21 protein-coding genes and 1 riboswitch are annotated in these 20,884 nt (G+C 68.7%); of the genes, 10 read left to right on the top strand and 11 right to left on the bottom strand.

Features of this window, described 5'->3' with window-relative positions:
• Positions 1–31 precede the first annotated feature (31 nt).
• Positions 32–1,237, bottom strand: a complete 1,206-nt coding sequence (locus E0H73_RS27910) for a hypothetical protein (RefSeq protein WP_131361542.1) — start codon at positions 1,235–1,237, stop codon at positions 32–34.
• 195 nt (positions 1,238–1,432) lie between these two features.
• Between E0H73_RS27910 and E0H73_RS27915 the strand changes: the two genes are divergently transcribed.
• Positions 1,433–2,845 (top strand): serine/threonine-protein kinase, encoded by a 1,413-nt coding sequence (locus E0H73_RS27915; protein ID WP_131361543.1) that lies wholly within the window; start codon positions 1,433–1,435, stop codon positions 2,843–2,845.
• Between the two features lie 16 nt (positions 2,846–2,861).
• On the opposite strand, the gene E0H73_RS27920 is transcribed toward E0H73_RS27915, so the two are convergent.
• Complete coding sequence (locus E0H73_RS27920; RefSeq protein ID WP_131361544.1) at positions 2,862–3,803, bottom strand: hypothetical protein; 942 nt, start codon at positions 3,801–3,803, stop codon at positions 2,862–2,864.
• A gap of 132 nt (positions 3,804–3,935) precedes the next feature.
• Between E0H73_RS27920 and E0H73_RS27925 the strand changes: the two genes are divergently transcribed.
• From E0H73_RS27925 to E0H73_RS27940, 4 genes are all read left to right on the top strand, one after another.
• Complete coding sequence (locus E0H73_RS27925; RefSeq protein WP_131361545.1) at positions 3,936–5,270, top strand: dipeptidase; 1,335 nt, start codon at positions 3,936–3,938, stop codon at positions 5,268–5,270.
• Between the two features lie 77 nt (positions 5,271–5,347).
• On the top strand, positions 5,348–6,472 hold the full coding sequence (locus E0H73_RS27930) for an NAD(P) transhydrogenase subunit alpha (protein WP_131361546.1): 1,125 nt from the start codon (positions 5,348–5,350) through the stop codon (positions 6,470–6,472).
• A complete protein-coding gene (locus tag E0H73_RS27935; RefSeq protein ID WP_131361547.1) occupies positions 6,469–6,774 on the top strand; it encodes an NAD(P) transhydrogenase subunit alpha part 2 in 306 nt (101 codons plus the stop codon). Before E0H73_RS27930 ends, E0H73_RS27935 begins: the two co-directional genes overlap by 4 nt.
• Complete coding sequence (locus E0H73_RS27940; protein WP_131361548.1) at positions 6,771–8,141, top strand: NAD(P)(+) transhydrogenase (Re/Si-specific) subunit beta; 1,371 nt, start codon at positions 6,771–6,773, stop codon at positions 8,139–8,141. Before E0H73_RS27935 ends, E0H73_RS27940 begins: the two co-directional genes overlap by 4 nt.
• 9 nt (positions 8,142–8,150) lie before the next feature.
• Here E0H73_RS27940 and E0H73_RS27945 read toward each other — a convergent pair whose 3' ends face one another.
• Positions 8,151–9,026: a helix-turn-helix transcriptional regulator gene (locus tag E0H73_RS27945; RefSeq protein WP_238164316.1), complete on the bottom strand. Its 876-nt coding sequence runs from the start codon at positions 9,024–9,026 to the stop codon at positions 8,151–8,153.
• Positions 9,027–9,454: 428 nt separating this feature from the next.
• Here E0H73_RS27945 and purF point away from each other — a divergent pair, with 428 nt between their 5' ends.
• Together purF and purM are read left to right on the top strand one after the other, a co-directional pair.
• Complete coding sequence (gene purF, locus E0H73_RS27950; protein WP_131361550.1) at positions 9,455–11,017, top strand: amidophosphoribosyltransferase; 1,563 nt, start codon at positions 9,455–9,457, stop codon at positions 11,015–11,017.
• Positions 11,018–11,061: 44 nt separating this feature from the next.
• Entirely contained in the window at positions 11,062–12,150 is a 1,089-nt protein-coding gene (purM, locus tag E0H73_RS27955) for a phosphoribosylformylglycinamidine cyclo-ligase (RefSeq protein WP_131361551.1), read from the top strand.
• Between the two features lie 146 nt (positions 12,151–12,296).
• Here the strand turns inward: purM and E0H73_RS27960 are convergent, their stop codons facing one another.
• The 3 genes from E0H73_RS27960 to E0H73_RS27970 form a co-directional block, all read right to left on the bottom strand.
• Complete coding sequence (locus tag E0H73_RS27960) at positions 12,297–12,482, bottom strand: DUF3073 domain-containing protein (RefSeq protein WP_131361552.1); 186 nt, start codon at positions 12,480–12,482, stop codon at positions 12,297–12,299.
• A gap of 205 nt (positions 12,483–12,687) precedes the next feature.
• Positions 12,688–13,494 (bottom strand): ABC transporter permease, encoded by an 807-nt coding sequence (locus E0H73_RS27965; protein ID WP_131361553.1) that lies wholly within the window; start codon positions 13,492–13,494, stop codon positions 12,688–12,690.
• Positions 13,495–13,522: 28 nt separating this feature from the next.
• Positions 13,523–14,410, bottom strand: coding sequence for an ABC transporter ATP-binding protein (locus tag E0H73_RS27970; protein WP_131361554.1), 888 nt, complete (start codon positions 14,408–14,410; stop codon positions 13,523–13,525).
• Positions 14,411–14,553: 143 nt separating this feature from the next.
• Between E0H73_RS27970 and E0H73_RS27975 the strand changes: the two genes are divergently transcribed.
• Positions 14,554–15,744, top strand: a complete 1,191-nt coding sequence (locus E0H73_RS27975; protein ID WP_131361555.1) for a sensor histidine kinase — start codon at positions 14,554–14,556, stop codon at positions 15,742–15,744.
• A complete protein-coding gene (locus E0H73_RS27980) occupies positions 15,741–16,397 on the top strand; it encodes a response regulator (protein ID WP_131361556.1) in 657 nt (218 codons plus the stop codon). The genes E0H73_RS27975 and E0H73_RS27980 overlap by 4 nt, the downstream gene beginning before the upstream one ends.
• 102 nt (positions 16,398–16,499) lie before the next feature.
• Here E0H73_RS27980 and E0H73_RS27985 read toward each other — a convergent pair whose 3' ends face one another.
• Complete coding sequence (locus E0H73_RS27985) at positions 16,500–17,354, bottom strand: C40 family peptidase (protein ID WP_131361557.1); 855 nt, start codon at positions 17,352–17,354, stop codon at positions 16,500–16,502.
• Positions 17,354–17,522: riboswitch (cyclic di-AMP (ydaO/yuaA leader) on the bottom strand. (Overlaps the previous gene by 1 nt.)
• 294 nt (positions 17,523–17,816) lie before the next feature.
• Positions 17,817–18,779 carry a threo-3-hydroxy-L-aspartate ammonia-lyase gene (locus tag E0H73_RS27990; protein WP_131361558.1) on the bottom strand — a complete coding sequence of 321 codons (963 nt, stop codon included), beginning with the start codon at positions 18,777–18,779 and terminating at the stop codon, positions 17,817–17,819.
• Positions 18,780–18,873: 94 nt separating this feature from the next.
• Between E0H73_RS27990 and E0H73_RS27995 the strand changes: the two genes are divergently transcribed.
• Positions 18,874–19,236, top strand: a complete 363-nt coding sequence (locus E0H73_RS27995; RefSeq protein WP_131361559.1) for a YciI family protein — start codon at positions 18,874–18,876, stop codon at positions 19,234–19,236.
• Between the two features lie 61 nt (positions 19,237–19,297).
• On the opposite strand, the gene E0H73_RS28000 is transcribed toward E0H73_RS27995, so the two are convergent.
• The 3 genes from E0H73_RS28000 to E0H73_RS28010 are packed head-to-tail and all read right to left on the bottom strand — an operon-like array spanning position 19,298 to position 20,802.
• Positions 19,298–19,483 (bottom strand): YegP family protein, encoded by a 186-nt coding sequence (locus E0H73_RS28000; RefSeq protein WP_131361560.1) that lies wholly within the window; start codon positions 19,481–19,483, stop codon positions 19,298–19,300.
• Between the two features lie 53 nt (positions 19,484–19,536).
• Positions 19,537–20,130, bottom strand: a complete 594-nt coding sequence (locus tag E0H73_RS28005) for an N-acetyltransferase (RefSeq protein WP_202867590.1) — start codon at positions 20,128–20,130, stop codon at positions 19,537–19,539.
• Positions 20,131–20,802: a TetR/AcrR family transcriptional regulator gene (locus tag E0H73_RS28010; RefSeq protein ID WP_131361561.1), complete on the bottom strand. Its 672-nt coding sequence runs from the start codon at positions 20,800–20,802 to the stop codon at positions 20,131–20,133.
• Positions 20,803–20,884: the final 82 nt, after the last annotated feature.

The raw sequence follows: 20,884 nt of genomic DNA on the forward strand, positions 1-20,884 counted from the left end.
TTGTCCCACAGGGGTATCTGCTCTCGGCAGATCAGCGTCCGAGCGCGAGGGCCTTGTCCGTGGAGATGGATGTGGCCAGCTCGCACGAACCGGTGTTGATCGCGCAGCGGATGATGGCGCTCTTGGTGCCGGGGTCCCCACCGCCGCCGGACGCGACCGCGACGAGCAGGAAGTGCTGGTCGTCCTCCGCCACAGTGCGGTGGAAGCAGCCCTTCCACTCCCGGATCACCTTGCCGGTGCGGGCATCCAGGGCCGTCTGCTTCAGGCTGCAGTAGCCGTCGCCGTAGTCCGGCTCACCGACCGCGACGGAACCGTCAGGAGTGAAGTCCGAGATCATGTTCTCGCAGGTCCGGAACAACTGCTTGCCGCTGGCGACCTCGACCACCGAGGAGCAACTGCCGCCGTCGTTGATCAACTGTGCCGACGCGGCCAGCTTGCCGTCGTCCGACACCGCCGTCGGTGAGGTGACTGTCGTGACCAGGTCCGGCGTCGCTGTCCCTGGTGCCCAGGTGTAGAGCTTCCAGCCACCTGACTCCGCGGCGCCGGCCCGGTAGTAGACCTTGCCGCCCACATAGGAGAGCACCTGCAGGTTCCAGGCGTCCGGGAGCTTCAGCGACTTCACCGAGCCGAAGTTCTCGGCGTACAAGGTCCCGCCCTTGGTCGCGCGTCCCAGTGAGCTGATGCTCGCGGCCGCGTACGCCGCCATGGACTGGTCCGGTGCGGTGACCAGGGAGGACACGTTCGGAGTGTGCCGTACCTCGTCGCCAGGCCCCAGCTTCACGAGCTCGGTCCCGTCGTCGGCCAGAACCACTGCCAGTACGGCGGAATCGAGGCGACCGATGCCGACCACACCTCCACTGCCGGGGATCTTGGCGTCGTACCCAGCTCCGCCCAGGACGGTGCGGTCGATCAGGTAGGGCATCTGCGGAGCGCGGCCCTTGGGGAGCTTGGCGACGTTCAGCGTGATCGTGGTCGGACCGGACGACGTCACGGGTGCGCTGGACGGCGGCTTGGGGGAGACGACGGGTGTGGTCGACGGAGTCGCCGACGAAATCGGTGTGGGCGTCGCTGTTGGAGTGGGAGTGAGCGAGGCAGGGGACGGGCTGCCGCTGAGTGGGGCTGCGTCGGCTTGGGCGGCTTGAGGCCCCTGGCGGTAGGCGAGGGCGGCGCCGATGGCGACCGCGGCGACCGCGATCGATGCGACCAGGGCCACCAGCCGGCCGTTCTTGTTCGGCATCAGCGGACTCCTAACACTCTCGCTCCCCGCCCTCATGATCCGAGGACAAGGGGTTCCGGGGATATGGGTGTGGCCACTTCGCAATCACCCGTCCCGTATCCACCCCGTTGTGACGCATCAATACGCCCATTAGTTCGCTCCGGCGATCTTGGGGTGCATGCCCTCGTCGCAGGAGCGATCGAGCATAATGCGTGCATGGACCAGCCAGCGCGGATCGGCCGGTACGCCCTGGTCCGCCGGGTCGGTGCCGGTGGTTTCGCGACGGTTTGGCTGGCCCGGGACGAACAACTGGACGCCGAGGTCGCGGTCAAGATCCTGTCCGACCTGTGGGTCGACGACGAGGACGTCCGCCGCCGGTTCCTGGCCGAGGGACGCTTTCTGCGCAAGGTCGACTCGCTGTACGTCGTCGGGGTGCACGACATCGGGGAGGCCGAGGACGGACGCCCGTACATGGTTCTCACCTACGCCGACGGCGGGACGCTCGCGGACCGGATCAAGGCCGGATCGCTGGAACTCGGCGAAGCGGTCCGAGTCATCACCGAGGTCGGCAAGGGCCTCAAGCACCTGCACACGCGTGGAGTTCTGCATCGCGATGTGAAGCCGGCCAACGTGCTGTTCCGCACCGAGCCGGGTGGTGACCGCGCGATGCTCGGCGACCTCGGTCTGGGTAAAGCGGTTCAGGACGTGTCCCAGCTGACCATGCCCGGCGGTACTCCGGCGTACGTCGCTCCCGAGCAGGTGCGCGGCGAGCGCCTGGACCACCGGGCGGACCTCTACTCGCTCGGAGCAGTTGCGTACGCCGCCTTCACCGGCCAAGCGCCCCATGGTGTGGCCAGCCTCGGTGCGGTGATGCAGATCGACTCACCGCCGCCGTCGATGACGACGCTGCGCGAGGACGTCTCGGACGCGATCGACGTCGTCGTACGCCGTGCACTCGAGCCGGACCGGGACAAGCGGTGGCCGGACCTGGACAGCTTCCTCAACGCGTTGCGGGAGGCCCACACCACCGGCAAGGTCCCGGTCGGACTGGTGCCGGCGGCGGAGATGCCGACGCCTGTGCCCAAGGCGGGCGACGTCGACCAGGAGACGGCTCTGGTCACCGCCAACGAGCCGACTGTCGCGGTTCCCCCGAAGCGGTCCGGCCGGTCCTGGGTGGTCGCCACCGTGCTGGCCGTCGTACTGGCAGCCGGCGGCGGGTACGGCGGCTACCGGTACGTCTTGAGCCGCCCGGTGAAGGTGGAGGCCAACGGACTGTCTGTCGAGGTCCCGCGCGAGTGGTCCCAGAAGGCACAGGCAGACACGCAGTTGCTGGTCGCCACCGAGACAGCCGGATGGCAGACGGATACGAGCGTCGAGGGTGTCTACCTCGGTCTGGTGGCCTCGTCGACACTGCCCACGAGCGCGACGGCGCCTGAGGGCTGTACGTCGCAGACTCCGGAGACCTCTGACACGACCGCCACCTTCCGATACAGCTGCAACAACGTGCCAACCGTTGTGGAGCAGTACCGGAAGGTGGACGACTCGACCCTGCTCCGGGTCCAGGTCCGTGAGGACAACCCGAAGAAGCGTCAGGAAGTGCTGGACTCGGCGAGCTACGAGAAGCCGTAGTGTCCTGAGTCGGACACTAGGGGACCAGGGACGTCAGGGACGAGATCGAGGCCTTGTGCAGCCGCGGGATCACGTTGAGGGTGGCCGGGTCCGAGGCGTAGAGGTGTGAGCCGGACTCGTAGACCAGGTACGCCGTTCCGTTGTATTCGGTGATGCCCTCGGTCATGCTCGGCGCCCGGAAGCAGCTGAGTGCGGCCGCATCCAGATCCTTCTGGCCACGCTTGACGACGTACAGGTTGCTGCGGTTCCCGCGCCCGTACGACGTGCTGTAGATGAAGTGGTTGGCGGTGACGGTCAGACCCTGCGTCTTGGTCGGCACCTCCCACGCGCCGGCCACTGTGGTCAGCGTGCCGTCGTCGGCGATCTTGTACTCGTACATGGTCCCGCGGCCGGTGTCGTTGAACGTCCCGGAGAACAGCGAGTCGCCGTAGCTGCCGATGAACGACGAGCCGGCCACGTCCCGCGCGGTCCCGACCTGCGCGAGGTACGGCGTACCCGCTGCCTTCATGGCGTCGCGCAGCGAGGTCAGGCTGTACTTGCGGATGCTGCTGCCCGCGCCGGACACGAACGCCCAGCCCTTGCTGACGGTGATGCCGCCGACATGCGACTCGGCGATCGCGACCACCCCGACGGTCGATCCGGTGCCCGGGTCGATGCCGTAGATCTGTGAGTCCGCACCGGCGCGGTACGAACCGACCAGCAGCAGGTTCTTGCCGGAGCCGTCCCAGTTGTACCAAGTGCCCGCGCCCTGTGGGGTGTAGGTGCTCAGGTTGGGGATGCTCGCGCTGTTGCTGAACCGGGCGTCGTACTTCTTCGACGCGGACGGACCGTCGTAGAAGGTCGCGCCGCCGGTGGTGGCGGTGTCGCAGGTGATTGCGGCACTGGCGGGCAGTGCGGCGGCGAGTGCGGCCGCGGACGTGACGACGGCGGTCAGGATGGCGAGGGGGCGACGGGCCATGAGTGAGATCCTCTTCGGTCGGGCGGAAACCTACGAGGGGTCCAGGGTATGACGACAATCAGTAACATGACCAGACAACGGCCACAGCATTCCGGGCGGCGGGTGCGCGAACGGACGCCGTACGGTAGGCGCATGACCGATCTGTCCGCGGCGATCGACCGCGTTCTGCCCAGTGTCCGTGCCGACCTCGAGGACCTCATCCGGATCCCGTCGGTCAGCTACGAACCCGCCCGCGCGGCCGACGTCCAGCGCTCCGCCGAGGCGACCGCGGCCCTGTTCGAGGCCGAGGGGTTCACGGTGAAGATCGTCCGGGCCGGCGACGGCGCGCCCGCGGTGATCGCGAAGAAGGCCGCGCCGGCCGGCAAGCCGACCGTGCTGCTGTACGCGCACCACGACGTCCAGCCGACCGGACCGGTCGACCAGTGGACCTCGGACCCGTTCGTGCCGACAGAGCGCGGCGACCGGCTGTACGGCCGGGGTGCCGCCGACGACAAGGCCGGCATCGCCGCACACCTGGCCGCCGTACGGGCCTTCGGCAACGATCTGCCGGTGGGCCTGACCGTGTTCGTCGAGGGCGAGGAGGAGATCGGCTCGCCGACCCTGCTGCAGTTGCTGGACGAGTACTCCGAGGAGCTCGCCGCTGACGCGATCGTGATCGCCGACTCGGGCAACTGGGACGTCGGGCGGCCGGCGCTGACCGTGTCGCTGCGCGGCTTGGTCGAGGCGTACGTCGAGGTGCGGACGCTCGATCACGCGGTCCACTCGGGGTTGTTCGGTGGACCGATCCCGGACGCGTTGTCGACGTTGTGCCGGCTGCTGGCCACCCTGCACGACGACAAGGGTGACGTCGCGGTGGACGGGTTGCACGCTTCGCGGGCGGCGGATGTGGACTATCCCGAAGCGCGGCTGCGGGCCGAGTCGAGTGTGCTGGATTCCGTCCGGCTGACCGGTTCGGGTTCGCTTGTCGATCGTCTGTGGACCAGGCCGTCGATCGCCGTACTGGGTATCGACGCGCCGTCCGTGGCGGAGGCCAGCAACACGCTGGTGCCGGTCGCGCGGGCCAAGGTGAGCTTGCGGGTCGCGCCGGGCGACGACGCGATCAAAGCGAGCGCGGCACTGAAGGAGCACCTCGAGAACCACGCGCCATGGGGTGCGCAGGTCACCGTCACCGAGGGACAGACCGGCCAGCCCTGCAGCGTGAACGCGCGCGGCGCGGGGTACGAAGCGGCCCGGTCCGCCTTCCACACGGCGTGGGGTGTCGAGCCGATCGACATGGGGATGGGCGGTTCGATCCCGTTCATCGCGGAGTTCCAGCAGACCTTCCCGGAGGCCTCGATCCTGGTCACCGGCGTGGAGGATCCGGACACCCGCGCCCACGGAATCGACGAGGGCCTGCACCTCGCCGAGTTCAGCAAGGTGTGTCTCGCCGAGGCGCTTCTCCTTCAGAACCTGGCCGAGAACGCCTGAAATCGTGGGACACAACCTGACCACGACCCGATGACCGGGCTTTCCGGCGACCCAGTGTTTGGCATAGGTTTCGGCGAGTGAAGATCGCAGTCGTACGGGAGACCAGACCGGCGGAGCGCCGGGTCGCGCTGGTGCCGGAACAAGTCGCGAAACTCATCGAGCTCGGCTACGAGGTGGCGGTCGAGCCGGCCGCCGGCGAACGGGCCCTGTACTCCGACGACCAGTACCGCGACGCCGGTGCCGAGGTCGCCTGGGGCGCCGACCACGCGGCCACCATCGTGACGTCGGTGCAACCGTTGGAGCGGGAACGCCTGCAGCGGCTGCACGCCGGTACGGCGCTGATGTCGTTCCTGCCGACGAATCCGCCGGATGTGGTCCGCACCGCAACCACGGCGAAGCTCACCGCGTTCGCGATGGAGCTCGTGCCGCGGATCTCTCGGGCCCAGTCGATGGACGCGCTGTCCTCCCAGGCGCTGGTCGCCGGGTACCGCGCCGCGATCGTGGCGGCCGAGCGGCTGCCACGGTTCTTCCCGCTGAACATGACCGCGGCGGGCACTGTGCCGCCGGCCCAGGTCCTGGTCCTCGGCGCCGGCGTCGCCGGCCTGCAGGCCATCGCGACCGCCAAGCGGCTCGGCGCCGTCGTCAGGGCGTACGACGTCCGCACCGCGGCCGCCGAGGAGATCGCCTCGATGGGTGCGCAGCCGATCGAGCTCGAGCTCGGCACGCTGGACGGCCCCGGCGGGTACGCCCGCGAGATGACGCCGGAGCGGGCCCAGCTCCAGCGTGAGCTGCTGACCCCGTTCGTCGCCGCCGCGGACGCGCTGATCACGACGGCCGCCGTGCCCGGGCGGACCGCGCCGATCCTGGTGTCGCGGGCGATGGTCGAGCAGATGAAGCCCGGCTCCGTCGTCGTCGACCTGGCCTCCGAGCAGGGCGGCAACGTCGAGGGCTCGGTGGCCGGCACCGAGCTCACCATCGGCAGCGCGCTGGTCTGGGGCGGCGCGAACGTCGCCAGCCAGATGGCCGGACCGGCCAGCCGGCTCTACGGTCAGAACATCGCGAACCTGATCCGCCTGATGACCCGGAACGCCTCGTTCGATCCGGACTTCAACGACGAGATCGTCCGCGGCTGCTGCGTCACCCACGACGGCAGCGTCTTGCACGAGCCGACCCGCGAGCTCCTGAAAGGACAGGGCCTGTGACCGAGTCCATCGCGCTGCTGACGATCTTCGTCCTTGCGGCGTTCGTCGGTGTCGAGGTGATCAGCAAGGTCTCGTCGACCCTGCACACCCCGCTGATGTCCGGCGCGAACGCCATCCACGGCGTCATCCTGGTCGGCGCCATCATCGTCACCGGGCAGGCCGACTCCGCGATCGTGGTGGTTGTCGGACTGCTGGCCGTCGTACTCGCGACCGTCAACATGGTCGGCGGGTTCGTGGTCACCGACCGGATGCTGCAGATGTTCAAAGGCCCGGGGGCTCGCAAGAAGGAGCTGCGCAAGTGATCCCCACCTGGGCCCAGATCGGTTACCTGGTCGCCGCGGTCTGCTTCATCGTCGCGCTGAAGGCGCTGTCGTCGCCGCGCAGCGCCCGGGCCGGCAACCTGCTCGGTGCCGCCGGGGCGGTGCTCGCCGTCATCATCACCTTCGTCGCCTACAAGCCCGATCACCTGACGCCGATCCTGATCGCGCTGGCGGCCGGCACGGTCGTCGGTGTGGTCGGGTCGCGCCGGGTGCAGATGACGCACATGCCGCAGCTCGTTGCCCTGTTCAACGGTGTCGGCGGTGGCGCGGCCGCGCTGGTCGCGTTGATGGAGCTCGGCGAGGTCAGCGACGACGCGACGGTGGCGGCCATCGCGACAGCGTTCACCATCCTGGTCGGTGCGGTCAGCTTCTCCGGCTCGATCGTGACGTTCGCCAAACTGCAGGAACTGATGACCACCCGGCCGGTGACGTTCCCCGGTCTGCCGGTGCTCTTCATCGCCTCGATCATCGGCGGGATCGTGCTGGCCGGCTGGCTCGTCTCCGATCCGCGCGTGTGGGTCGGCGTACTGCTCTGCCTGGTCGGTCTTGCGGTCGGCGTGATGCTGGTGCTGCCTGTGGGCGGTGCCGACGTACCGATCGTCATCTCGCTGCTGAACGCCTTCACCGGCCTCACTGTGGCCGCGGGCGGCTACGTGCTCGGCAACACCCTGCTGCTGGTGGCCGGCACGCTGGTCGGCGCCGCCGGTACGTTGCTGACCAAGCTGATGGCCGACGCCATGGGCCGGTCCGTCTTCAACATCCTCTTCGGCGCCGTGCGAGGCGGGTCGACTCTTGGCGGCGGTACGGCGTCCGAGCGGCCGGTCATCTCCGGTGGCGCGGAGGACGTCGCGATCCTGCTCGGGTACGCGAACAAGGTCATCATCGTGCCCGGGTACGGGCTGGCCGTTGCGCAGGCCCAGCACACCCTTCGCGACCTGGTCGACGAGCTGCAGAGCCGCGGCGTGAAGGTTGACTACGCGATCCACCCGGTGGCCGGCCGGATGCCTGGCCACATGAACGTGCTGCTGGCCGAGGCCCAGGTCCCGTACGACCAGTTGCGCGAGATGGACGACATCAACGGCGACTTCAAGTCGACGGACGTCGTCCTGGTGGTAGGCGCCAACGACGTCGTCAACCCGGCCGCCCGGAACACGCCCAGCGCCCCGATCTACGGCATGCCGATCCTGAACGCCGACGAGGCGCAGCGGGTGATCTTCCTCAAGCGCTCAATGCGGCCCGGATTCGCCGGCATCGAGAACGAACTCCTCTACGACCCCCGGACCACCCTGCTGTTCGGCGACGCCCGCGAGTCCCTCACCAAGCTGCTGGCCGCGCTGAAGACCGTCTGACCGGAGCGGCTAGACCCAGCCGCGCTTTGCTGCCGCCACGCCCAGCTCGAAGCGGCTGGCGGCGTTGAGGCGCTCCGACAGGGTCGCGGTGATCCGCCGGGCCGTCCGCAACGAGATGCCCAGCAGACGCGCGACCTGCTCGTCCTTCGCACCGCCCGCGAGCAGCCGCAGTACCTCGGCCTCGTGGGGCGTGAGGGGCGCGTTGTCCTCCCGGTCGTCCGCGTCGAAGAGCTCGGTGGCGCGGGCCCAGTAGGAGTCGAACAACGCGAGCGCGACCGATACCACGGCCGGGCTGCGGTGGATGACCGCGCCGACGGTCGGGTTCTCCGGGTCCATCGGCATGACCGCGATCTCCTGGTCGAAGATCAGCAGCCGCAGCGGCAGTGTGGGCGTCGCCCGGATCTCGCCGCCGAGCTGGTGCATCGCCGCGGCGTAGTCCAGCGCCTGCTTGGACGACGTGATGCTCTGGAGATAGACGGTCCGCATCCGCAGCCCGCGCTCCAGCAACGGAACGTCCGGCGACTTGTCGAACGGATGGGTGACGTCGTCGATGTGCGCGGGCACCAGGCCCCACAACGTGTCCTTGGCCTTCAGGCCCAGCTCTTCGATCCGCCGGGAGGCATTCGCCCGGCCGTTGAGCACCTCGACGTCCCCACTGCTGCGGGCGGTCAGGAGCTCGTTGTACTGCTCGGCCAGCACCTCGGCCGAGGCTTCGGCTTCCTTGAGCTCGCCCAGCATCTTGTTCAGCTCGGTCCGCCGGCGCTCGGCCAGGCCGGTCAGGCCGACCCGCGGGTGCACCGCGTGCTCACCGTCGGGGTTCGTCCAGGTCGGGACGAGCAACTCGAGCTTGCGGAGTTTCTCCATCAGCTCGTGAACCTCGGTCACGGGCCTTTTTACTAGCGCGGCAATGTTCTCGGGCGTACTGTCTGGGTGGCTGAGAAGGGCGTGATAAACCGCGAAGGTGGCTTCATCAACACCCAGCGGTTCGAGCACGTCCTCCTCCTTCTCAGTCTTGTCGGAACCGACCATATACAGAGCGCGTCGACACAGAGCACTCCTCAGCCGGTTCCGGCTCATTTTCGAAGGGACAGATGTGTGATCAGGAAATTGCTCATTGTAGTTGGTGTCGCCGCGGTACTGATCTTCGGCGGTGCCCCACTGACCGCGTCGGCGGCCAGCGGCAGCGAACCGGGCTGTATCCCGGTGCTCTGCTGGTGACCGTAGCTTTCCACTGAGTAGTCGTACGACGGGTTCCCTGTGCCCGGCCATCGGACCGGGCCAGGGCACCCCGTGACGTCCCGTAGACTGACGCCGTGGCTCGTGGCGATGGTCGGCTAACCCATGACCTTGACCCGCAGGACCTGGGACCGCAGGACGCATGTGGCGTCTTCGGAGTCTGGGCACCGGGGGAAGAGGTTGCCAAACTCACCTACTTCGGGCTCTACGCCTTGCAGCATCGAGGGCAGGAGTCGGCTGGCATCGCAGTCAGCAACGGAAGCCAGATTCTGGTCTACAAGGACATGGGTCTGGTCAGTCAGGCGTTCGACGAGGCGACCCTCGCGTCCCTGCGCGGACACATCGCGATCGGGCACTGTCGCTACTCGACGACCGGTTCCAGTGTCTGGGCCAACGCGCAGCCGACGTTCCGGTCGACCGCGACCGGGTCGATCGCGCTCGGTCACAACGGGAACCTGACCAACACCGGTGAGTTGGCCGAGAGCCTGAACGGCGGCGGCGACCTCGATCTCGGCCTGGACGCCGACGTCGAGCACGCCAAGGCGAACGCGAAGCACGGCGCCTCCTCCGACACCGACATCCTCACCTCGATGCTCGCCGGGTACCCGGACCTGACCATCGAGGAGGCGGCCGCGAAGGTGCTGCCGAAGGTCAAGGGCGCCTACAGCCTGATCTTCATGGACGAGAACACCCTGTACGCCGCTCGCGACCCGCAGGGCATCCGCCCGCTGGTGCTGGGCCGGCTGGAGCGCGGCTGGGTGATCGCCAGCGAGACCGCGGCCCTCGACATCGTCGGTGCGTCCTTCATCCGCGAGGTGGAGCCCGGCGAGATTGTCGCGGTCGACGCCGACGGACTGCGGTCGACCCGGTTCGCCGAGCCGGACCCCAAGGGCTGCCTGTTCGAGTTCGTCTACCTGGCCCGCCCGGACACCCAGATCTCCGGCCGCCGGATCTACTCCACCCGCGTCGAGATCGGCCGCCGGCTGGCTGGTGAGCACCCGGCCGACGCCGACCTGGTCATCGCCACCCCCGAGTCCGGGACACCCGGCGCGATCGGGTACGCCGAAGCCTCTGGCATCCCGTACGGATCGGGCCTGGTCAAGAACGCGTACGTCGGCCGCACGTTCATCCAGCCCAGCCAGACGATCCGCCAACTGGGCATCCGGCTGAAGCTGAACCCGCTGCGCGAGGTGATCGAGGGCAAGCGGCTGGTCGTGGTCGACGACACGATCGTGCGCGGCAACACCCAGCGCGCGGTGATCCGGATGCTGCGCGAGGCCGGCGCCAAGGAGATCCACGTCCGGATCACGGCGCCGCCGGTGAAGTGGCCGTGCTTCTACGGCATCGACTTCGCCAGCCGCGCCGAACTGATCGCGAACGGGCTGAACACCGAGGAGATCTGCCGCTCGCTCGGCGCCGACTCGCTCGGCTACATCAGCCTGGACGGCCTGATCGCGGCGACCACGGTGCCGAAGGGCAAGCTCTGCCGCGCGTGCTTCGACGGGGTCTACCCGGTCGCGCTGCCGGATCCGGAGCAGCTCGGCAAGCACCTGCTGGAGCTGCCGGTGTCCACCGACGTCGACGGCCTGGCCACGGTCTCCGGTGGCGCCGGTGCCGCCGACGCCCTGAGCCGTCCGTAGCCAGATCGTCCCGGCAGACGTCGTACCGCCGGAGTATCGAGGAGATGAACGTGAGCGAAGGCGCGAGCTACGCCGCTGCCGGAGTCGACATCGAGGCCGGTGACCGGGCCGTCGAGCTGATGAAGGAGTGGGTGGCGAAGGCGACCCGCCCGGAGGTGGTCGGTGGGCTCGGTGGGTTCGCCGGGCTGTTCGACGCGACCGCGCTGACGTCGTACCGGCGGCCGCTGCTGGCGACCTCGACGGACGGGATCGGGACCAAGGTCGCGATCGCGCAGAAGCTGGACAAGCACGACACGATCGGGTTCGACCTGGTCGGGATGGTCGTCGACGACCTGGTCGTGTGCGGTGCCGAGCCGCTGTTCATGACCGACTACATCTGCACCGGCAAGGTGGTCCCGGAGACGATCGCGCAGATCGTGAAGGGCATCGCCGAGGCGTGCGTGGAGGCCGGTACGGCGCTTGTCGGCGGCGAGACCGCGGAGCACCCGGGCCTGCTGGAGCCGGACGAGTACGACGTGGCCGGTGCGTCGACCGGTGTTGTCGAGGCCGACGAGGTGCTCGGTGCGGACCGGGTCCGCGTGGGTGACGTGGTGGTGGCGATGGCGTCCTCGGGCCTGCACTCGAACGGGTACTCGCTGGTCCGCCACGTCTTCTTCAACCGCGCCCGCTGGACTCTGGACCGGGTCGTACCGGAGCTGGGTACGACGCTGGGCGAGGTGCTGCTGACGCCGACCCGGGTCTACGCCAAGCACTGCCTCGAGCTGATCGCGGAGTTGAACGGCGACGTCGAGGGTGACGCGAAGCCGCTGCACGCGATGTCGCACATCACCGGCGGTGGCTTCGCGGCGAACCTGGCCCGGGTCATCCCCGAGGACCTCTCGGTCCGGATCGACCGGTCGACCTGGGCGCCGGCGCCGATCTTCGGCCTGGTCGGGCTACTAGGCGACGTCGCACTGCCCGAGCTGGAGAAGACGCTGAACATGGGTGCCGGCATGGTCGCCGTACTCGACCCGTCGTCCGCTGACGCCGCAATCGCCGAGCTGGCCGCCCGGGACATCCCGGCCTGGGTCTGCGGCGAGGTCACCGCGGACGCCGGTGGCACGGTCGCCCTCGAAGGCACCTACGCGCGCTGAGCCCCACCCGCCCGTCCCGCCTGGACTTCGATTTCTGGGCAGGCGGGACCGCAACAGGTGGTGCTGGTGTGGTGGAACACGTCGGGCGCACGGTCAGCCTGCTCAGTACCCGAGGGCACTGAGCAGGTCAGCCGAGCTGTCGTTGCTTACCGACGGGGGTGGTATTCGTCGGCGTCGTAATCGTCGCCGTCGTTGTCGCCGTTCGCAGAACGGTCGCCACCCTGGTCACCGGACAGCTCTTTCTTGAGCTGGTCCAAGTCGGTGTCCCAGGTGCGGTACTTCAGGTCGCGAGCGACCTTCGTCTGCTTGGCCTTTGCACGGCCGCGCCCCATAGCGTCGACCCCCTCGCACAAGTCAACCGGGTACGCAGCGTGGCGCCCACGGATCAGTCGTCAGTAATCGTGCTTCTAGGTTACCCGGACCCGGGGATCGACACACGCACCGCCCCCTGGCTGAACCGCCGAAGAGGTCCGATCACCCCGTCGGCGGGGTGGACCGGTCCCCTCAAACCGGCCCACCCCGCCGCGTCGGACCCCGTTACTTGACCTCGCGACGTGAGCTTGCCCACAGTCCGACGATGGTCGGGAGAACGATCCAGATGCCGATCGCGGTCAGCGTCTCGGGCAGCATGCCGTTCAGGTTGCGGTCCGCGATCCGGCCGAAGGCACCGAACACGTCCAGCCAGTTCGCGCTGTCCTTGAACAGCGCCGGTCCGGCCAGCGACCAGGCGGTCGGGGCGATGAAGTAGACCAGAATCGCGACCGCGGTCTGGGCGATCACCGCGCCGAAGGCGGCGGCCATCACCACGTTGAGCGCGTTGGTCAGGTACGACCCGGCCAGTGCCCCGCCGAGCCCGGAGTACGACGTACCGTCGCCGCCGATCGCGCCACCGAGTGCGGTGCCGCCCAGCGCCAGCAGGTTGGTCACCGTCAGTACGACGACGCTCATGATGAGCGCGGAGACGAATTTGGCGATCTGCACCCGGACCCGCCGGGGCGACAGCGTGAAGGTGGTCAGCGCGGTGCGCTGGGTCCATTCGCTCGTCATCGCCATCACGCCGATCACCGGCAGCAACAGCATCACGCCGGTCGAGGCGGCACCGAGGAAGCGGTCGGCGGTGGCGGGGCCGTCCGGCAGGTGGGTCAGCTCCCAGCCGATCGCGACCAGGGCCAGCGCCAGGATCGCGGCGATCAGCAACTTCCCGCTGCGGGTGTTGACGGACTTGCGCAGTTCGATGCCGACGAGTTTCAGGAAGGACTGCCCGCGGACGGGCGGAAGACTGGTCGTCGCCTCGGCCCGGTGCTTGGCCGGGGTGGTGGGCGCGACGTCGGTCACGGTGGTCATGGCTATGAGCTCCAGAAAGTAGTTGTGGTCAGGCCGCTTCGGCGGTCGGAGTGGTGAGCTGGAAGAACAGGTCCTCCAGGCCGGCGCCGTCGCTCTGGCGCAGTTCGAGCAGGATCTGGCCGGCGGCCGCGGCGGCCCGGCCGACCTGCTCGGCGGTGGCGTCGACGCGCAGCGCGCCGTCGTGCAGCGGCTCCAGCCGAAGACCGGCCGCGGTCAGGGCCTCGTTCAGGCCGATCGGGTCGAGGCCGCGCACGAGCGTGCCGCTGCCGGCCAGCAGTTCCTCCAGCGAGCCGTTGGCGACGATCCGCCCGCCACCGATCACGACCAACTGGTCGACGGTCGCCTGGACCTCACCCAGCAGGTGGCTGGACAAGATCACCGTGCCGCCGCGGGAGGCGAAGTCCTGGAGCAGTCCGCGCATCCACCGAATGCCCTCCGGGTCCATCCCGTTGGCAGGCTCGTCCAGGATCAGTACGGCGGGATCGCCCAGCAGCGCACTCGCGATGCCGAGCCGCTGCCGCATGCCCAGCGAGTACTGCCCGACGCGGCGCTTGGCGGCGTGGCTGAGGCCGACGGCCTCGAGCATCTCGTCCACCCGAGTCTTCGGCACCCCGAGCAGGCTGGCGTTGAGCAGGAGCGTCTCCCGTCCACTCCGGCCCGCGTGCTGCGCGGCGGCGTCCAGCATGACCCCGACGACCCGGCCCGGGTTCGGCAGGTCGGCGTACTTCTTGCCGATGATGGTCGCGGTGCCGGACGACGGCGGGGTGAGGCCGGTCAGCATCCGGAGCGTGGTGGACTTGCCGGCGCCGTTCGGGCCGAGGAAGCCGGTGATGCTTCCCGGCTGGACGGTGAAGGACACGTCCTGGACGGCAGTGGTGCTGCCGTACCGCTTGGTCAGGTTCTCGACGGTGATCATGACGTCGAGTCAACCGGCACCGACCCCCTCGGCACATCGGACGACAGGCTCGACCAACCCCCTACGAAAGTCTGTCGGGGACATCCCCGACCCCCACCTGATGGGGGACGAGACGGCGTAATCCGGGCAACTACGCTGACACAATGGGACGGTTGCGCCGGTGGTACGCCTGGTGGGTCAGGCATGCCCCGCGCCTGCGCGACATCCTGTATGTCGGGTTCAGCCTGCTCACGATCGTCCTGCAGACGACGTCGGGTGGCGGCGGCTGGGACATGAAGGACTGGTACGTCCTGGGCGCCGGCGTGGTGGCGTCGGTCGCGCTGTTCTGGCGCCGGCGGTTCCCGGTCGTCGTGACCGCGATCGGCGTACTCGCGATGCTGACGGCCGGGCTCGTCGTCCCGATGGGTCTGGCCCTGCTGACCCTGGCGATCCGCCGCCGCGACCTCGTCCTCGCGATCCTCGGACTGTCCGCGTACGCCGCCTACGTCCTCAACATCTGGAGTGAGGGCGGCGGGTTCTGGGTGTCGGTCTTCAGCGGACCGTTCCTGATCGGGAGCTGGATCGCGGCCGGTGCCTACATCGGCGCCCGCCGCGATCTGATGGTGTCGCTGCGGGATCGTGCCGAGCGCGCCGAGGCGGAGCGCGAGTTGCGCAGTGAGCAGGCGCGGCTGGGTGAGCGGGCCCGGATCGCCCAGGAGATGCACGACGTACTGGCGCACAAGGTGTCGCTGATCGCCCTGCACGCCGGCGGCCTCGAGGTGAACCCGGCCGTCGGTCCGGACAAGGTCGAGGGGTCGGCCCGGTTGATCCGGGAGACCGCGCGACAGGCGATGGAGGATCTCCGCGAGGTTCTCGGCGTACTGCGGTCTGACGTCAGCGTCGACGGGGCCGATCTGACTCCCGTGCCGCAAGCCGCAGACCTGGAGCGCCTCGTGATGGCATCGCGCGATGCGGGCGTGAGTGTGGCGGGCGAGTTCACACTGCCCGACGACGTACCGATATCGATCGGGCGGACGGTCTATCGCGTGGTGCAGGAGTCGCTCACCAACGTGCACAAGCATGCGCGGGGCGCGTCGACCGAGGTCCTCGTGTACGGCGACCGTGGCGACGGCGTGACGGTCAGGGTGACGAACGTACGCCCGGTGGCTGCTGGTTCACTGCTCCCGGGCGCCGGTGCCGGACTGGTCGGGCTGCGTGAACGGGTCCAGCTGGCCGGCGGGCGGCTGTCGACGGGACCGACGCCGGAAGGCGGCTGGCGGGTCGAGGGCTGGCTGCCCTGGCCGGACAACCGGGAGAGTGCCGAGCCTGTGCATGTGGACGAAGGGGAACGATGACGCGGCTGCTGATCGTGGACGACGAGGCGCTGGTCCGGGCCGGCCTGAAGATGATCCTGGAGTCGGACGACGAACTCGAGGTGGTCGCCGAGGCCGAGGACGGTGCCGACGCCGCCCGGATGGTGAAGGAGTACCGGCCGGACGTCGTACTGATGGACATTCGGATGCCGAAGCTGGACGGGCTGGCCGCCACCCGTGAGGTCCAGGCGTTGCCGGATCCGCCGAAGATCGTCGTCCTGACGACGTTCGACCTGGACGATTATGTGTTCCGGGCGCTGCAGGCCGGGGCGAGCGGGTTCCTGCTGAAGGACACACCGCCGCGTGAGCTGGTGCAGGCGATCAAGGTGGTGGCGGCCGGGGACGCGATGCTGTCGCCGGCAGTGACCCGGCGGCTGATCGGTCACTTTGCGGCCGACCCACGAGCGGACCGCCGGCGGGCGGCGAAGGAGCGGATTGCCAAGCTGACCGATCGCGAGCGTGAGGTGCTGGTCGAGGTCGGCCGCGGCCTGCAGAACTCCGACATCGGCAGGACGCTGTTCATGAGCGAGGCGACGGTCAAGGCGCACGTGTCGCGAGCGCTGGTGAAGCTGGACGCGACCAACCGGGTCCAGGTCGCGATCCTCGCGTACGAGGCCGGTTTGCTGGACGGATAGCGAAACCGGCCCAGGCCGTCGGAGGGGTGGGGGGATCGACGGCCCGGACCGGTTTCGGGGTCAGCGGCGCCCGTGGGGGGAGGAGACGCTGACTGGTCGGACTCAGACGCGGCCGAAGGCCACCTTGCTGGTCCAGATCTTCGCCTTCGCGACCGGGCGGCCCGGCCTCGAGGCATGCCAGAGCAGATTGCTGCCGGCGTAGATGCCGACGTGGTACACGCCGCCACCGCTGTTCTTGAAGAACACGAGGTCGCCCGGCTTCGCGGCCTTGCGGCTGATGTGCTTGGTCGCGCGGTACTGCGCCCGCGACGTACGCGGCAGCTTCTTGCCGGCCTTCTTGTAGACGTAGCCGGTGTAGCCGGAGCAGTCGAAGCCGCGTGGGGTCGTGCCGCCGTAGCGGTACGGCCTGCCCTTCAGCTTCGCGGCCTCCTTGAGCACCCTGGCCCGGAAGGTCGTCGCGGTGCTCTTGCCGTACGGACCGTAGAGGACCTTGTGCTTCGCGGCCCAGGTGAGCCGGCCCCAGGTCTTCGGGTCCGTGTAGCCGGTCGCACGAATGCCCCAGGAGCGCTGGAACTTGATCAGCACCCGGACGGTGCTGGTGCCGAAGTAGCCGTCGGGCCCGAGGTGCAGCGCACGCTGCACGTACGAGACCGTCTTGCCCTTGTCCCGGAACCGGAGGTACGGGTGGCTGTTGATCGGCGCGTTGCCGCGGATCTGAGCCGGGGTCAACGTGGTGGTGGCCGCCGAAGCGGGCGCCGGGCTGGTGGTGACGCTGATCGCGGCTCCACCGCCGACAGCAAGACCGACCGACAGAACTGCTGCGGCCGCCCGGGGTGCGCCGGACTTGGTGGTCTTGCGGTGTTTGGCGAGGGTCCGGCCGTTGGGCCGGACGATACTGGCCTCGCTGGGCTGGCTGACGGCGCGCGAAAGCGACGTCCGCCGGGCAGTGACGGGCATGGTGGTCTCCCGACGCCTGTGAAGTTAGCTGTCGGGTTCGGGCTGGGATTCATCGCCCGGTCCGCTCCCGCGGACTTCACCCCAGGGTTTCGACCACTCACGGTCGAGACCCAACCTCCTGGGTCCCCCACCTCTGCCATGGTTCTTCGAGGGGAGCACATCTGCCTGGCAGAGCTCGGCGCTGACACATGTGCGGTCCGTGTTGTTTACCGAACCGCCGACGACTGTATAACAGAACGATCACGACGCAAACCCTCAGATCCACAGAGACCCTCTGGAAAGGCCCTCAGTGGCTCTCTGACGGATCAGGGAGTTGGGGTGAACACAAGGTGTCCTGAGCGTGTCTGAGCGGGTCGCAGAGGCCAAATCAGGGGCTCAGTGTGACACCGGTCACATTTCACTGTGACTCTCTGTGGCAACGGGCACAGCGAGTATTCAGGGCAGCCTAAGGTGCTTGCGAATTCAGCTATCTCCGAGCAGCTCGCGGAACCGGTCCAGCCCCACGTTCCCGCCGGACAGCACCACCCCGACGCGCTCCGGCAGACCCTGGATCCGCCCGGCGAGCAGAGCCGCCAGTGCGCTGGCCCCGCTCGGCTCCAGGACGATCTTCAACCGCTCGAACGCGAACGCCATGGCGGCCACGATCTCGTCGTCGCTGACCAGCTCGAAGCTGTCCACCAGTCGCCGGTTCACCGCGAAGGTCAGCTCGCCGGGCGACGAGATCGCCTGCCCGTCCGCGATCGTCCGCGGTACGTCGATCTCCACCCGCTCGCCCGCGGCCAGGGACCGGGCGTGGTCATCGCCGGCCTCCGGCTCGACACCGATCATCCGGATCCCCGGCGACAGCAGCGACGCCGCGGTCGCGCAGCCGGCCATCAGCCCACCGCCACCGACCGGGACCAGCAGCGCGCCGAGCCGGCCGACCTCCTCGATCAGCTCCAGCGCGACCGTCCCCTGCCCGGCCATCACGTCGTAGTGGTCGTACGGCGGAATCAGCGTGAGTCCGCGTTCGGTCGCCAACTCCTTGGCCAGGGCAGCACGGTCCTGCGTGTACCGGTCGTACGTGACGACCTCAGCGCCGTACCCACGGGTGGCCGCGAGCTTCGTCGGGGGAGCGTCCTCGGGCATCAGGATCACCGCGGCAGTCCCGGCGATCCGGGCCGCGAGCGCAACGGCCTGCGCGTGATTTCCCGACGAGTACGCCGCCACGCCGTGCTGGAGCTGGTCGGCGGACAGCCGGCTGACCGCGTTGTAGGCGCCGCGGAACTTGAACGCGCCGATCCGCTGGAAGTTCTCCGCCTTGAGGAAGACGTGGGCTCCGACCCGTTCGTCCAGTGTCCTCGAGGTGAGGACCGGCGTACGGTGGGCGACCCCGGCGATGCGCTCGGCGGCGGCCCGGACATCTGTGAGACTCAGCTCGGCCATGGGGCGACGCTATCGCGATGTCAAGATCGCCCGGGCGGCTCCGTACTCATCGACGAGAGGTCCCCACACCGGGGGCTGTGGTGAAGGAGAGATTGTGAAGTACCTGCTGATCATGAACATCAACCCCGACGTTCTCGCCGCGCTGAGTGAAGAGGAGCAGCAGGCGATCGGCGCCGGGCACCAGAAGGTCATGGACGTCATGAAGGCGTCGGGTGAGTTTCACAGCACGGTCGCGCTGGCCGAGCCGCCCAAGTCCGCGGTGGTCACGGTCCGCGGCGGCGTACCGGCGGTGACGGACGGGCCGTTCGTCGAGGCGAAGGAGTTCCTCGGCGGCTACTACCTGATCGACGTGGCGTCGGCGGAGCGGGCGTACGAGTTGGCCGCGATGATCCCGGACGCCGCGATCGAGGGGCTGGGCGTCGAGGTCCGGCCGGTCGTGTTCGCGGACGGTCTCTGACTCTTGCCGACAGCAAGGGGTTCTCCACAGGCTGTGGAGAACCCCTTGTTTTCTGTGGGTTTCAGTCCGTCTGGTCGTCGACGTTCGCCTCGGCGGCGTTCTTCTTGATCGACTCGATGCCGTTCAGCGCCGCGGCCTTGCTCGAGTAGCTCTCGCTGCTGGTCGCGATCACCTCGCCGTTGCCGGCCTTCAGCCGGAACCGGAACTCGCTCGACTTGTCCTTGTACAGCTCGAACTTCCCCGCCATCGGTCTACCTCCGTGAGGATTGGATCACTGTCCGTGTCGGGAGCGTAGCGCCGTCAACCCGCCGGAACCTCGCGCACCACGCCGGGCGGGCCGGACCAGCCCGGCCACGGACCGGGCGACGGACCGTCGCCGTCGGGCCGTTCCTCTTCCACTGTCTTGTACGGCTTCAGCCCGCGCGCCTGGTAGTTGGCCAGTGCGGCCGGACCGTCGAGCGTGTTCGTGTTCACCCAGACGCGGGTGATCGGGTCGACGCTCTCGTGCCGCTCGTGCAGGGTCCACGCGTTCCGCAGACCGACCGTCAGCAGGTGGCCGCCGAGCCCGCGGCCGATGAATCCGCGCAGCAGTCCGAAGTTCTCGATCTCGATTTCGCTGCCGACGCCGCGCATCGCGACGTACCCGGCCGGAATGCCCCCAGCCCACGGGACGTAGGTCTCGAAGCCGGGGCGGCTCAGCCAGTCGACCCACTGGTCCCAGTTCCAGCCGAGCTTGCCGATCCAGTGCCAGTGACCGCCGACCGCGGTGTAGAGGTACCGCGCGAACTCCGGTGACACCTCCTCGACCCGCCTGATCTCCACCGGCTGCTCCCGGGCCGGGACCAACTCGTCCGGACTGTGCTGCTGCAGGTAGGTCATGACGCTGAGTGCCAACTACTGCTCCTTGTTCAGTACGCCGCAGATGCCGGCGACCACCAGTTCGATCCCCAGGGCGTAGTAACGGTCGGTCGAGGTCGGGCAGATCAGCGTGTCCGCGGCGGCCGTGATCAGCGGGTACTTCCGCGGCGACAGGGCAGCCAGGGCGGCACGCTTCATCCGCAGGGAATCCTCGCGCGCGACCGGGTCAGTCACCTCGCGGGTGATCGGGTCCGTGGTCACCAGAGAGATCAGCGAGCAGACGGACTGCCGGCCGACCTCGGCCGCGTCGTCGACCGAGAATCCGCCCTCGGTGAGCAGTTCCATGATCCGCTCGGACATCGCCAGCCCCGCCTCGGAGGCCAGGATGCGGGTCAGTGTGAGGTCCGCCAGCTTCGGATGGGCGCGGAGCGCCGTCACGAACGCCGTCAGCACCTTCGTCAGCTGCAGGTCCCACCGCTCGTCGGTCGGCTCCGGCAGTACGACGTCCGCGAGCAGCCGGTCGCCGAGCGCGGCCAGCAGATCGTCCTTGTCCTTGAAGTGCCGGTACAGCGCCATCGGCGTGACGCTGTGCTGGGTCGCCAGACGGCGGAGCGTGACCGAGGCCGGTCCCTCCACGTCCGCGAGGGCCAGTGCGCTGTCGACGACCTTGTCCGGATCCAGGCGGCGAACGGGTTCCTTGGCAATCACGTTGACAAGTTTACACCGTAGACCTACCGTCTACAGAGTACGCATACAGCGTATACATACAACGTAGACTCTCGTTCTGAGT

This window comes from Kribbella pittospori (assembly GCF_004331465.1).
Taxonomy (GTDB): domain Bacteria; phylum Actinomycetota; class Actinomycetes; order Propionibacteriales; family Kribbellaceae; genus Kribbella; species Kribbella pittospori.

Coding starts and splice junctions, on each gene's coding strand:
- E0H73_RS27910 (WP_131361542.1), bottom strand. CDS start 1,237: ATGCCGAACAAGAACGGCCGGCTGGTGGCCCTGGTCGCATCGATCGCG.
- E0H73_RS27915 (WP_131361543.1), top strand. CDS start 1,433: ATGGACCAGCCAGCGCGGATCGGCCGGTACGCCCTGGTCCGCCGGGTC.
- E0H73_RS27920 (WP_131361544.1), bottom strand. CDS start 3,803: ATGGCCCGTCGCCCCCTCGCCATCCTGACCGCCGTCGTCACGTCCGCG.
- E0H73_RS27925 (WP_131361545.1), top strand. CDS start 3,936: ATGACCGATCTGTCCGCGGCGATCGACCGCGTTCTGCCCAGTGTCCGT.
- purM (WP_131361551.1), top strand. CDS start 11,062: ATGAACGTGAGCGAAGGCGCGAGCTACGCCGCTGCCGGAGTCGACATC.
- E0H73_RS27960 (WP_131361552.1), bottom strand. CDS start 12,482: ATGGGGCGCGGCCGTGCAAAGGCCAAGCAGACGAAGGTCGCTCGCGAC.
- E0H73_RS27965 (WP_131361553.1), bottom strand. CDS start 13,494: ATGACCACCGTGACCGACGTCGCGCCCACCACCCCGGCCAAGCACCGG.
- E0H73_RS27970 (WP_131361554.1), bottom strand. CDS start 14,410: ATGATCACCGTCGAGAACCTGACCAAGCGGTACGGCAGCACCACTGCC.
- E0H73_RS27975 (WP_131361555.1), top strand. CDS start 14,554: ATGGGACGGTTGCGCCGGTGGTACGCCTGGTGGGTCAGGCATGCCCCG.
- E0H73_RS27980 (WP_131361556.1), top strand. CDS start 15,741: ATGACGCGGCTGCTGATCGTGGACGACGAGGCGCTGGTCCGGGCCGGC.
- E0H73_RS27985 (WP_131361557.1), bottom strand. CDS start 17,354: ATGCCCGTCACTGCCCGGCGGACGTCGCTTTCGCGCGCCGTCAGCCAG.
- E0H73_RS27990 (WP_131361558.1), bottom strand. CDS start 18,779: ATGGCCGAGCTGAGTCTCACAGATGTCCGGGCCGCCGCCGAGCGCATC.
- E0H73_RS28000 (WP_131361560.1), bottom strand. CDS start 19,483: ATGGCGGGGAAGTTCGAGCTGTACAAGGACAAGTCGAGCGAGTTCCGG.